The sequence below is a fragment of the Rhizobium sp. RAF56 genome (assembly GCF_052113965.1).
Classification (GTDB): domain Bacteria; phylum Pseudomonadota; class Alphaproteobacteria; order Rhizobiales; family Rhizobiaceae; genus Rhizobium.
On sequence record NZ_JBFRDU010000069.1, the window covers coordinates 1 to 12677 of the forward strand.

13 protein-coding genes and 1 pseudogene are annotated in these 12677 nt (G+C 58.5%); 12 read left to right on the forward strand and 2 right to left on the reverse strand.

The features are described from left to right. Positions 1 to 160: pseudogene (locus AB4048_RS27795) on the forward strand (IS630 family transposase); the annotation flags it as partial. Positions 161 to 166: 6 nt separating this feature from the next. On the opposite strand, the gene AB4048_RS27800 reads toward AB4048_RS27795, so the two are convergent. Then, a complete protein-coding gene (locus AB4048_RS27800) occupies positions 167 to 856 on the reverse strand; it encodes a FadR/GntR family transcriptional regulator (RefSeq protein ID WP_442205205.1) in 690 nt (229 codons plus the stop codon). A 155-nt stretch (positions 857 to 1011) separates the two neighbouring features. On the opposite strand from AB4048_RS27800, the gene AB4048_RS27805 reads away from it, so the two are divergent. The 11 genes from AB4048_RS27805 to AB4048_RS27855 all read left to right on the forward strand — a co-directional run bounded on the left by AB4048_RS27805 (position 1012) and on the right by AB4048_RS27855 (position 11586). Beyond that, positions 1012 to 1809, forward strand: coding sequence for a transporter substrate-binding domain-containing protein (locus tag AB4048_RS27805; RefSeq protein ID WP_442205194.1), 798 nt, complete (start codon positions 1012 to 1014; stop codon positions 1807 to 1809). Between the two features lie 64 nt (positions 1810 to 1873). Beyond that, entirely contained in the window at positions 1874 to 2545 is a 672-nt protein-coding gene (locus AB4048_RS27810; protein WP_442205195.1) for an amino acid ABC transporter permease, read from the forward strand. Continuing rightward, the gene (locus AB4048_RS27815; protein WP_442205196.1) at positions 2545 to 3294 is read left to right on the forward strand and encodes an amino acid ABC transporter ATP-binding protein; all 750 of its coding nucleotides are present in this window, start codon (positions 2545 to 2547) and stop codon (positions 3292 to 3294) included. The genes AB4048_RS27810 and AB4048_RS27815 overlap by 1 nt, the downstream gene beginning before the upstream one ends. A gap of 24 nt (positions 3295 to 3318) precedes the next feature. After that, positions 3319 to 4599: a cysteine desulfurase-like protein gene (locus AB4048_RS27820; protein ID WP_442205197.1), complete on the forward strand. Its 1281-nt coding sequence runs from the start codon at positions 3319 to 3321 to the stop codon at positions 4597 to 4599. Between the two features lie 28 nt (positions 4600 to 4627). Then, positions 4628 to 6052 carry a dihydropyrimidinase gene (gene hydA / locus AB4048_RS27825; RefSeq protein WP_442205206.1) on the forward strand — a complete coding sequence of 475 codons (1425 nt, stop codon included), beginning with the start codon at positions 4628 to 4630 and terminating at the stop codon, positions 6050 to 6052. A gap of 396 nt (positions 6053 to 6448) precedes the next feature. Then, entirely contained in the window at positions 6449 to 7156 is a 708-nt protein-coding gene (locus AB4048_RS27830; RefSeq protein ID WP_442205198.1) for a c-type cytochrome, read from the forward strand. After that, positions 7153 to 8427 carry a c-type cytochrome gene (locus AB4048_RS27835; protein ID WP_442205199.1) on the forward strand — a complete coding sequence of 425 codons (1275 nt, stop codon included), beginning with the start codon at positions 7153 to 7155 and terminating at the stop codon, positions 8425 to 8427. Before AB4048_RS27830 ends, AB4048_RS27835 begins: the two co-directional genes overlap by 4 nt. A 7-nt stretch (positions 8428 to 8434) precedes the next feature. Then, entirely contained in the window at positions 8435 to 8611 is a 177-nt protein-coding gene (locus AB4048_RS27840; protein ID WP_442205200.1) for a hypothetical protein, read from the forward strand. Next, complete coding sequence (locus AB4048_RS27845; RefSeq protein WP_442205201.1) at positions 8611 to 9174, forward strand: cytochrome C oxidase subunit II; 564 nt, start codon at positions 8611 to 8613, stop codon at positions 9172 to 9174. The genes AB4048_RS27840 and AB4048_RS27845 overlap by 1 nt, the downstream gene beginning before the upstream one ends. Further along, positions 9164 to 10786 carry a b(o/a)3-type cytochrome-c oxidase subunit 1 gene (locus AB4048_RS27850; protein WP_442205202.1) on the forward strand — a complete coding sequence of 541 codons (1623 nt, stop codon included), beginning with the start codon at positions 9164 to 9166 and terminating at the stop codon, positions 10784 to 10786. The genes AB4048_RS27845 and AB4048_RS27850 overlap by 11 nt, the downstream gene beginning before the upstream one ends. Next, positions 10786 to 11586, forward strand: coding sequence for a c-type cytochrome (locus tag AB4048_RS27855; RefSeq protein ID WP_442205203.1), 801 nt, complete (start codon positions 10786 to 10788; stop codon positions 11584 to 11586). The genes AB4048_RS27850 and AB4048_RS27855 overlap by 1 nt, the downstream gene beginning before the upstream one ends. A gap of 95 nt (positions 11587 to 11681) precedes the next feature. Here the strand turns inward: AB4048_RS27855 and AB4048_RS27860 are convergent, their stop codons facing one another. Further along, a complete protein-coding gene (locus AB4048_RS27860) occupies positions 11682 to 12305 on the reverse strand; it encodes a winged helix-turn-helix domain-containing protein (RefSeq protein WP_442205204.1) in 624 nt (207 codons plus the stop codon). Between the last annotated feature and the right edge of the window lie 372 nt (positions 12306 to 12677).

The window sequence follows — 12677 nt, forward strand, 5'->3', positions numbered from 1 at the left end:
CGAGCAGGCCTTCTCCAAGATCAAGCACTGGATGCGAGTGGCCCAGAAACGCACCATCGACGAAACCTGGAGGCACATCGGTACGCTCGTCAACACCATCGGATCAGATGAATGCGACAACTATATTCGAAATGCCGGATACGCTTCCGCCAAAACATGAAAGGCTCTAGGGAGACAGCCCTGCACAGCGAGCTGTATTGCGAATATGAGCTTCCATCGCTTGCCGAGCCGCAGCGCCGTCATTGGCCTTTAGTGCTGCGATGATGTGGCGATGCTCGGCAATCGAATTCCGCATCCGCTGCGGGTCCGTATTCGGTATCGGCTGGCGTTGCGTTTCCACCAGCTGACCCCGAACGCTTTGATAGAGCGCTTTTAACATGGCGTTAGAACACGCAGAGACGATGATCCCGTGGAACTCCAAATCTGCCTCGACGTTTGCAAGCAAATCCTGATTTGCCCAGCACTCCTCCATGGTCCTGGTCGCTTTCTCCATATCTTCGAGTTGCGACTGGGTTAGCCGACCTGCCGAGAGACGGGCAATTTCACCTTCAAGCAGGAGACGTGTCTGGAAAACGTCAAAGACTGAATAGCTGTCTGAGTATCGCCACGGAGCCATGTGGCCCGTTGGTCGCGACGACGGACCGGTTACAAAGGTCCCCCGTCCAGCCTCGGTCCTTATCAGTCCAAGGGTTTCCAGAGTTAGAAGCGCCTCACGGAGGGACGCCCGACTGATACCTAGCTGATGAGAGAACTCTCGTTGCGATGGGATCTTCTCACCCGACTTCAGCGTTCCCGTGTGGATCATTGTCTGGATCTCACGGGCGACCGATTGCGGAAGCAGCGTTTTGTCGAGCATCAAATTCATTTCTCCGGCGCCTTGTCGAACTGCAAAGTCTATTTTTTTCGAGGCATCTTGCAAAGCGGAACAAGCCATGCTCTCCTTGGACTGACCGGTCTGACCAGTTAGACCGATGTTACTTGAAGTCACGGTCAAAAAACAAGGGGAACCTCATGACTAGATCGCTCAACTTCCGAACAGCACTTCTTTCAGTCGCGCTTAGTGCGCTTGGCGCCGTAGGTGCTCATGCAGCCGACCTGACGGTGGGTGCCAACATTGGTAACGTGCCCTGGGAGTTCCAGGACGCAAACGGCAAAATCGTCGGCTTCGAAGTCGATCTGGTGAACGAGATCGGCAAGCGACTGGGTAAGTCCGTAGAGTTCGTCAACACGCCATTCAACGGACTTTTCTCTGCAGTTCAGTCCGGTCGTATCAATATGGCAGTCTCCTCAATCACGATTACCGACAAACGTCTGGAATCGGTCTCGTTCGCCCAACCCTACTATGACAGTGATCAGTCGCTCACGGTTACGGCTGCTTCCGGCATCGGCGGCCTCAAGGATATGGGTGGCAAGGTAGTTGGCGTCGATACGGGTTCGACAGGCGACATGTGGGCTGAAGGTCATAAAGATGCTTACAAACTCGGCGAGATCCGGCGTTTTGAAGGCCTGTCGCCGGCAATGCTCGATCTCGTAGCCGGGCGTATAGACGGCTACATTAGTGATATTCCTGCGCTTCTCTACTACGTCAAAGACAAGCCGGACATGAAAGTTGTTGAACGGATTTCGACCGGCGAGAAATACTCGATCATGTTCAACAAGGGCGATCCACTCGCAACCGAAGTGAATGGCGTTATCACCACACTCAAGGGTGAGGGCTTTATCGCAAAGCTATACGAGAATTGGTTCGGCGCCAAAGCCGAGGCTGCCACCTCGACAGTAGCGGTTCTTGACATGCCGAAGGGCAAGTAGAGCTGCATTGAATTCGACGGGGCGGACTTTGCGCCCCGTCGAATACGAAGGGAGGCATCACGGCATGAATCTCATCAACACATTCTTCAATAGCGAGGTTTTCCTTCAAAGCCTTCCGCAACTCCTTTGGGGTCTCGTTGTCACGCTGGAAATCGGCGTAACCAGCATAGTCTGCGGCCTGGCCGGAGGGCTTTTGCTCGCTGTAGGGCGCCTTTACTCGCCGCGGTTCATAGAGCGCGCAATCCGCTTCTACATTAACATTTTCCGATCAATTCCACTGCTGGTGTTATTGATAGTGGTCTACTACGCGCTGCCATTTGTGAGCATCCGCCTGTCTCCATTTCTTTCTGCGGTCACGGCGCTGTCGTTGGTTTCCGCTGCTTACACGGCCGAGATTTTTCGAGCAGGCATTGAAGCAATTCATCGCGGTCAGTTCGAGGCCTCCGCCGCGCTCGGTCTCTCAAACAAGGATACAATGATTGATGTGATTTTGCCGCAAGCGATACGCATCGTCATTCCGCCACTCACCAATAACTGCATCAACGTCTTGAAGGACACTGCTCTGGCCTCTGTCGTTGCTATGCCTGATCTGCTGAAGCAAGCTACCCAGGCCCAGGCTTTGGCTGCTAATCCAACGCCTCTGATCGGCGCAGCCATCATCTATATCGCGCTCCTATGGCCGATGGTGGAAGTTGTCGGTCACCTCGAGCATCGTTTTAGTGGGGGGAAACGCTAATGTCGCCACGAGACCACGCCCTGATTTCAATCCAGGGGCTCGTCAAGGCCTACGGCACATTCAGGGTGCTTCACGGCATCAACTTGGAAATCGCTGAAGGCGAAGTTGTTTGTGTGATTGGCCCATCTGGTTCGGGAAAATCGACACTGATCCGTTGCATCAACCATCTCGAAGCATTTGCACCAGAAAGCACAATTACAGTCGATAGTATTCGTGTTGAACCCGGCCCCTCTTTGGCCAAAGTGCGCGCCGAGGTCGGCATGGTTTTTCAGTCATTCAACCTCTTTCCACACATGACGGTGTTGAGGAATGTAATGCTGGCGCCAATGCGTGTGCGCAAAATGTCTCCGGCGGATGCTGAGCGCAGGGCACGTGACCTGTTGGCTCGCGTAGGAATCTCAGAACAGGCCGAAAAATATCCGGGCCAGCTTTCCGGCGGGCAGCAGCAAAGAGTGGCAATCGCGCGAGCTCTGGCGATGGAGCCCAAGGTGTTGCTCTTCGACGAGCCAACCTCGGCACTCGACCCAGAGATGGTTGGCGAGGTGCTCGACGTTATGCGCAAACTTGCCGGGACGGGCGTCACGATGATGATCGTCACGCACGAAATGGGATTCGCCAAGCAGGTCGCGGATCGCGTGATCTTTATGGATGGCGGTCGCATTGTCGAAGCGGGCACGCCAGCAGAGATATTCGACACACCGCGCGAAGAACGGACACGCGACTTCCTGCGCGCCGTTCTAAATCATTGAAAATATAAGTATTCGGAGGAAAACATGGTGGGCAAAACGTCGTCGCTTGATCTAGAATTCGCGCGCAGTCAGTTTCCCGGCTTGTCTCGCGGCTGGGCCTTTTTCGATAATGCAGGCGGCTCACAGATCCTTAAGGGCGCCTTAGAACGCATCAACACGTTCCTCATCGAGAAGAACGTGCAGATCGGGGGCTCTTATGCCGTCTCGCAGGATGCAGCCAAAGCGCTATACGAAGCTCGCGAGGCCGCGATGCATTTGGTAAATGCGCGCCGGCCGGAAGAAATTGTCTTTGGTAGCTCGACAACAGCGCTGGTGCAGAACCTCGCTCGCGCTATGCAAAGCCAGCTATCGCCGGGCGACGAAATCATCGTCACCATCAGCGATCACGAGTCCAACATCGGGCCTTGGGAACGTCTCAAGGCGTTAGGTGTAAACCTAAAAATCTGGCCTCTCAACAAAACGACATTTACGCTGGATCTAGACGATCTGGCTCAGCTGATGACACCGCGCACCAAGCTCGTTTGCATCACCCACGCCTCGAACATTCTCGGCTCCATCAATCCCGTCCGGCAGATCGCTGACTTCGTCCATGCTCGAGGAGCGCTGCTTTGCGTGGACGCCGTTGCCTATGCGCCTCACCGCGCCATCGATGTGCAGGCGTTCGACGCGGACTACTATGTCTTCAGTCTCTACAAGACCTATGGTCCGCACTACGCGCTCATGTATGGAAAGTATGATCTCCTAGCGGAGCTCGACACGCTCTATCACTACTTTTACGGAAAAGACAAAATCCCGGGGAAGTTGGAGCCAGGAAACCCCAATTATGAGCTTGCCTACTCAACCTGCGGCATCGTCGACTACCTTGTCGAACTCGGCGCGCGATCGGGCGAGAGTGGCACGATCCGGCAAAAGATCGAAGCGGCATTCGTCGCTATCACCGCACAGGAAGACGCTTTAACGGAACAGCTGCTCTCCTATCTTCGCTCGCGTAACGATTGCAGCATTATTGGACAATCGGTAAACCGCGAAAGCCGTCGAGTGCCGACCATCTCTTTTCGCTTCGACGCCCGCGACGCCGCGGAAATCTGCAAGGCAATTGATGACCAGAAGATTGCCATTCGTTTCGGCGATTTTCATTCGCGCCGGCTCGCGGAGTATCTAGATCTGACCGACCACAATGGCATGCTGCGTGTATCCATGGTCCACTACAACACGATCGAAGAGGTGGACCGGCTGACAGCGGCCCTGGACCGTATCCTTGCAACCGAGATCGGCACGACAATTGGTGCTAGGCAAGTCGGCTGAATTTATCCTCGAGAGGCAGAGAATGGATATGCGCTTCGATACCGTCATCCGCAACGGCACAGTGGTTACCGCCAGCGACACTTTCAAATGTGACGTCGGTATTCTCGACGGGCGCATCGCGGCGCTCGCGGCGGAGTTGTCTAACGCCGATGAAATAATTGACGCGAAGGGCCTCTATGTGATGCCCGGCGGTATCGACAGCCATGTCCATCTAGACCAGCCTTCGGGCGAAGGTATCGTCATGGCAGACGATTTCGACAGCGGCACTCGCTCAGCGGCGATTGGTGGCAACAGCACGGTTCTTACATTCTGCATGCAGGAGAAAGGGCAGAGCCTTAGAGAGGCGCTGAAAATCTACCACGCCAAGGCAGCGGAGCGCTGCCACGTCAATGTTTCGTTTCATCTCGTGATCACCGATCCAACTCCAGAGGTCCTGGGCCAAGAGCTACCCGCGCTAGTCGCAGACGGATATACGTCGATCAAAATATTCATGACCTATGATGGCTTGCGGCTGCAAGACAACGAGATTCTCGCGACCCTGGATACTGCGCGACGCACCGGCGCACTTGTTATGGTTCATTGCGAGAACGAGGAGGCGATCCGATACCTAATTGGCCGCCACGAGGCGGAGGGGCGGTTCGAGCCGAAATATCATGCTACCACTCGGCCGATCGCAGCAGAGCGTGAGGCAACCCATCGGGCGCTGTCATTCGCGGAAATCGTCGACACACCGATCGTAATCGTCCACGTCTCAAACCGGGAGGCAATGGAGGAGATCCGCCGGGCGCGAGGACGTGGCCAGAAGATCGCTGGCGAGACCTGCCCACAATATCTGATGCTCACGGCTGACGACCTCGATGCAAACGCAATGGATGGTGCGAAATACGTATGCTCTCCTCCGCCACGCGATAAAGAGAGTCAGGACGCTTGCTGGGAAGGTATTGAGCAGAATGTCTTCGATCTCTTTTCTTCGGATCACTGCCCTTTCCGTTTCGACGATCCCGAAGGCAAACTAAATGACAAAGGCAAGCGCAGTTTTCGGTGGATTCCGAATGGCATTCCTGGCGTCGCCACCCGTCTGCCGATCCTCTTCTCCGAGGGCGTTATGAAGGGACGAATAGACATCAATCGTTTCGTGGCCCTTAGCTCAACCAATCACGCAAAGTTATACGGCCTCTATCCTCGAAAAGGCACGATTTCCGTGGGCGCCGATGCCGACATCGCGCTTTGGGACCCGAATAAAGTTGTGACGTTGACTAATAGCCTTCTCCAGCATGGTGCAGATTACACTCCCTTCGAAGGTCTTGAAGTGCGGGGATGGCCGGTGCAGCTTTTTCTGCGCGGTAAATCCGTAGTTGAGAGTTGCACTTTCACAAGCGCTGAACCGGCGGGCCAATACATTCATCGCGGAAGATCCTCACTTCTTTCTCAAACCGCGCAGGGTGTAGCTTAGTAACAATTTCAATGCGCCGCGGACAGGCCGGCGGTCCCGCGCCGGCGATCACGACGTCGAATTCCATGCTGTCGCGTTCCGGGATTTCTCTATCTTCGCTCATGCAGATCGTTTTAGCTCCTCCGGAGCCTCCACCCACGATCGATGATATCCCTCGTTGAACTTCAAAAAAATGAGGCGGGATCGTCATCGCCGATCATTCCGATTGATGTCGTGGGGAGGCGTGGGGGGCTTCTTCCTGACGTCCGGTCTCGTCCGCTCAAATCTACCGGGGCCATGCTCGGAAGATAACCACCTCCAAACGAAAATAAAACGCATGCGTGCACTTACTTTAAGTTGACACAACGAGTTTGAGTTGTAGTCTCGGCGGCGTCGGATCGTCTAGGGGCGACTGCAATGCGGCTATCAGTGCGTGGACTTCTTGTTTCAATTGCATGCGTGGCTGGCGCCGCCGTTGCTGCGGGCGAGGACGTGAACGGCTCCATGGCCGATCGCGTCCAGGCATGTACGCCCTGCCACGGGGTTCAGGGCAGGGGCACCGAGGATCCGTATTTTCCACGCCTGGGCGGCAAGCCTGCAGGCTATCTTTACAACCAGCTCCACGCCTTCAAGACGGGGCGGCGGAAGTATCCGCCGATGAACTATCTCCTTCAGTTCCTCACTGACGACTACCTGAAGCAGATGGCGGAGTACTTCGCCTCCCAACACCCGCCACTCCCCGACATTTCGCCCCCCGACGTCAGCCCGGCGGTGATGAAGCGGGGGGAGGAGCTCGTGAATAGCGGCGATGCGGATCATGGCGTTCCACCCTGTTCGAGCTGTCACGGGACGCATCTGACCGGTCAGGATCCTGGCATTCCCGGCCTGCTTGGCCTGCGGGCCGCCTATATCAGCGCGCAGCTCGGCGGTTGGCGGTATGGGACGAGGACCGCGACCGCGCCGGACTGCATGCAGGTCGTCGCGGGACATTTGTCCGAAGTAGACGTTACGTCCGTCGCTGCATGGCTGTCCACGCGGCCCGCGCCGGCAGACCCCACGCCCGCCCCCAAGGGAAGCTACGCACTCCCGCTTGCATGCGGAAGCGAGCCGGGGGACGCCAAATGAGCATCGTCCGCAAGCTTGTCCGTTCCATCAGGTTAACCGGCGCCCTCGGTGCTGTGATCGTCCTGGCCGGGCTGCCAGGACAGGCGCAACAGCAGCAAGCGGCCACGCCCGGCTCGATCGTCGAGCGAGGCGAATACCTTGCACGCGCGGGCGACTGTATCGCCTGCCACACGGCCCCGGAAGGGAAGGTGTTCGCGGGCGGCCGGGCGATGCCCACGCCGTTTGGAACCCTCTACACTTCGAACATCACACCGGAGCCGGAGACCGGGATCGGCAAATGGACGGCCGACGGCTTCTACAGAACCATGCACGAGGGGCGGTTCCCGGACGGCGGACTTCTCTACCCGGCAATGCCCTTTGCCTCCTACACGAAGGTCATAAGAGAGGACAGCGACGCGATATTCGCCTATCTCCGGACGGTCGAACCGGTCGTCAAGAAGAACACGCCGCACGACCTGCAGTTTCCCTACAACAACCGCTCGCTCATCCTCGGCTGGCGGACGCTTTTCTTCAGCGAGGGCGCGTTCACGCCGGATCCCTCCAAATCGGACGAGTGGAACCGCGGCGCCTATCTCGTGGAGGGCCTTGGCCATTGCGGCATGTGCCATACGCCCATCAACGCGCTCGGCGGCAATTCGGCGTCGCAGGCGTTTCAGGGCGGCCTGATCCCGATGCAGTACTGGTATGCGCCCTCCCTGACCTCGAACAAGGAAGCAGGTCTTGGCGACTGGAGCATCAAGGACATCACCGATCTGCTGCAAAAGGGGATCTCAAACCAAGGCGCGGTCTACGGGCCGATGGCGGACGTGGTTTTCAACAGCCTCCAGTACCTCGACGACAAGGACACGCAGGCGATGGCCGTCTATTTGAAGAGTATCGCGCAGGACTCTCCGAGAGCGCCGGTATCGCAGCTCACGACTTCGGAGAGCAGCCTGCTCACGAGCTTCGGCAAGGTCGTGTACGACAGGCACTGCGCAAGTTGTCACGGCGCCAACGGGGAGGGGCGGACACCACACTACCCGATCCTCGCCGGCAACCAGTCGATCCAAATGCAGTCTGCAGTAAACGCCATCCGGATGGTTCTGAACGGCGGCTACCCGCCTGCAACCTTTGGCAATCCGATGCCGCACGGCATGCCGCCGTTCTCCGTCACGCTGTCCGATGACGAAATCGCGGCGGTCGTCAGCTATATCCGAACCGCCTGGGGCAACACAGGCACTCCCGTCAGCGCAGCGGAGGCGAACCAATTGCGCTCCGTCCCCCCGCTATGAGGCTGTAATGATCAATACAGAAATCGCGGACGGCGAAGCGCAAACGACAGAGTCGCGGGTCGATGACATCGTCGCCGGCGGGCCCCACGGGGCGATCGTCCTCGCCGGCATCTCGACCGCGGTCGTCGTGGCGCTCTGGCTTCTTTTCTACCTGCTGGTTTTCGTTCCTCGGGGAGGCTCGTGATGGCGGCAGAGGGGCGTCATTCGGCAAGCGCCGCGGTTGCCGAAAGGATCGAACGTCGATGGGCGGCGATCTCGATCGTGATCATCGCCTTCCTGACGGGAATGGCCGCCTTTGCGGGGATTCATCAGGCGACCATGCCGCAAGCGCAGGTCGAAACCATCGATCCGGTCACTCTCCCCGTCTCCGGCGAGTTCGTGGAATCCAATCTCGGTTCAGCGCTCGAACCGGACGGATCGGTGACGGTGCGCCTCGTGGGGCAGCAGTACTCGTTCACTCCGTCCTGCATCCTCGTGCCCAAGGACACGCCGATCCGCCTGCGCGCGACAAGCGCCGACGTGGTACATGGGCTTTTCATCCGCCAGACTAACATCAACACGATGCTGGTGCCTGGCTACGTCTCGGATCTGTCCGCACGTTTCAAGCGCGCCGGAGAGTACCTGATGCCGTGCCAGGAATACTGCAGCGTCGGACACGAGGGCATGTGGGCGAAGGTGAAGGTGATCGAAAAGGACGCGTTCACGGCGCTCGCCGCCGACAAGCGGAGGCTGAGCTGTGTTGAATAGCAGACGACTGATCCTCGCGCACTTCTGGCTGGCCTTCGGCGTCTTCGGTCTGGCCCTGCTTCTGGGTGCCTGGCAGATGTTCGTCCGCAGCCCGCTTTCAGCGTGGATCGGCAACCCCGAATGGTACTACCGGTCCGTGACTGCACATGGCACGGTCATGGGCTACGTCTTCCCGACGCTGGTCGCGATGGCGTTCGGATACGCGATAACCGAGAGCGCCCTCAAGCAGGCGCTGATCGGAACCCGTTGGGCCTGGGCTGGCTTCTGGCTCATCGTCGTGGGGGCGGTGACGGCGATGGTTCCCGTCTCGCTCGGTCTGGCGTCGGTGCTCTACACCTTCTATCCGCCGATGATCGGAAACCCGTTCTACTACATCGGCGTCGTCCTGGTGGTGGTCGGATCGTGGATCTGGGTGGCGCTCATGGCGATCAACCTGATCGTCTGGAAGAGGGCCAATCCCGGCGCGCCGGTTCCACTTGCCATGTACGCGAACGTGGCGGGTTCCTATCTCTGGGCGTGGACCGCCGTCGGCGCAGCACTGGAGCTTCTTCTGCAGATCATTCCCGTCTCGCTCGAACTGCGCACGACGATCGACGCCGGACTGGCGCGCGTGTTCTTTTCATGGACGCTTCACGCCATCGTCTACTTCTGGCTGATACCAACTTACATAGCCTATTACGCCATCGTACCGCGGGCCATCGGCGGGCGGCTCTACAGCGATGCGATGGCGCGGATCTCGTTCGTGCTGTTCCTAGTCGTAGCAATGCCGATCGGCATCCACCATACCTTCGCGGATCCTCAGGTGGGCGCCGGCTTCAAGTTCGTCCATTCCGCCTTCACCGCGATCGTCGCCCTTCCGACGCTTCTGACCATCTTCACGATCTGCGCATCGGTCGAAATAGCGGCTCGCCTTCGCGGTGGACGAGGGGCGTTCGGGTGGCTAGCCGCGCTCCCATGGACGAACCCGACGATGCTCGCGGTGACCTTCTCCTTCATCATGCTAGGGTTCGGCGGCGCGGGCGGGCTGATCAACATGAGCTACCAGCTCGACTCCTCCATCCACAACACCCAGTGGATCACCGGGCATTTCCATCTGATTTTCGGCGGAGCGATCGTGATCATGTATTTCGTGATCGCCTACGATCTCTGGCCGCATCTGACCGGACGCCCGCTCGCCAGCCTCTCGCTGATGCGCGCGCAGCTCTGGCTGTGGTTCATCGGAATGATAGTCACCACCTTCCCATGGCACTACGTGGGCATTCTTGGAATGCCGCGGCGCATGGCGTTCTACGACTATTCGAACCCCGCGATCGCCGACGAGGCGATACCGGTCGTGATGTCGGCATTCGGGGGCTTCATCCTGGTCTTGTCGGCGGTTTTGTTCTTCGTCGTCCTCGTGCGCGGCCACCGGTCACCCCTCGGCGAAGTCGGCGAATATCGCTTCAGCGTGGCCGTCCATCCGCCCGTCCGCGTACCAGTGGCCTTGAACAGTCACGCGCTCTGGATCGTGTTGATGATCGGCCTCACCATCACGAATTACGGCTTCCCGATCTTCCAGCTCGCGGCACGTCACGACACCTCGGTGCCCGCCGTCTACGTCGGAGGTCAGTGATGGGCGAGGAACGCCTCTTCAGCTTCGCAAATCGGTGGTTTTCAACGAGCGTTGGGCTCGTGATCGCGATCTTCCTGGTTTCCACCCTGCTCGGTTTCGTGCTGCTTCCCTACGCGGAGCCACAGAGCCGACTGGGAGGCCTCTGGCAGACGATCTGCAGCGCCGCCGGCTTTCCCTCACGGACTTCGGAAGCGGAGGCGATCGCGCCTGGATTCTCCGTCTCGACGGTCGGCCACGAGATGCACACGCTTCGCAATCCGCCGGCGGCCTCGATCGGTCGCGGTGCGACACTCGCCCAGCAATGCGCCATCTGTCACGGACCGACCGGCGTCAGCCGGGCCGATTCCCCGAACCTCGCGGGGCAGTATGCGGCGACCATCTACAAGCAGCTTCACGACTTCAAGACGGGCGCGCGGTACAACTCTACGATGAGTCCTTTCGCTCTCAACATGACAGACCAGGACATGCGGGATCTCGCCGCGTACTACGCCTACCTTCCAAGGTTGCCGGAAAAACGCCCGGCCGGTTCTGCGCCGGTGCCGGCCATCGTCCTCAGCGGATCGCCGATGCGAGGGATAGCCCCCTGCGGATCATGTCACGGCGACATTGAAAACAAGCTGGGAAGTCCGTGGCTCGGCGGCCAGTCGGCTGTCTATATCAAGGCTCAACTCGAGGCGTTCGCTTCCGGAAGCCGACGAAACGACACCAGCCAACAGATGCGCAATATCGCCCGCGCGCTGACGCCGGAGGAGATCGCCGCCGCCTCCAATTACTATGCTTCGCTGCAGTTATCCGAATAGCCCGGCCTTAAACCCCCGCACGGTCCCCGGTGGAAACCGGCCTCACCAGATTGTCTCGAGTACGACGAGCAGGAAATCAGGCTCGGCGCTGTTACTTATTCGTTCTTGGCCAACGTAGGGCGTTGCGATTTTGAAAGCTGATCTGGCGCGTCATCCGATTCCGTTGCCGGCACCTGCTCACTCCATCCCACTCTCGGCGCGGCCACGTAGCGGCTTTTCCGGCATAAAGAGGAAAAGGACGAGCGAAAGTGCCATTGCAGTGGTGCAGGCGAGGAATATGTAGGCGAATGGCGTTGCTGATGTTGCGTGGTTACTCGCGACCTGCAGGCTCTCGCCACCGAGCTGGAAGCCGTTGCCGAGCGCGATGGCGCCGAGAACCGCGACGCCGAGCGCCCCGCCTCGACCGCATCAGCATCTTGCGCATGATGTCTCGGGCGAGCCGAGAGCTTGCGATAGCCCATCGAGCGCACTTCGCGCCCCAAGGTCTGCTGACTCACCGAGATGCGGAATTCCTCCCATAGCCATTGCGCCAAATCACACAGACGCCAGCGCACGACGCCATTGAGATAGGGCGTCGGGCCGCACTCAATGGCTTGCGCCAAGGCCGCGCGTTGGTCGTCGTTGAGCAATGATGGTTTGCCCGGAGCTTTGCCATTGATCAGCCCGTCGGGACCCTGCGCGTTGAAGCGCACCACCCAGTCAACGATCTGCAGGGTCACGCTACCGAGCCTGGCAGCATCCGCGCGTGAGCTACCATCATAAATAGACGCGAGCGCCAGGAGCCGCCGCGCTTGGCCGGCATCCTTTGTCTGTCGGGCCAGAAGCCGTAGTTCATCCCCATCAAAATCTGATCGCAAGCAAATTGACGAACCCATCGCAAACCTCCAGATTCGTCGGCTTTTGGAAATCCCAAGAGTCAGCATTATTGAGGGTTGGTATTACGGAGACCTGTGCGCGGATATTTGTAGACGTTTGGAATCATTGATGATTCAATACCTTCGTCGGAAGATTGAGGTGCGCGATGAGCCGTCGCCGGATAGGACAGGAAGCATTCGGATTTGCCGATGATCGGGGATCGTCATCTTCTCTTG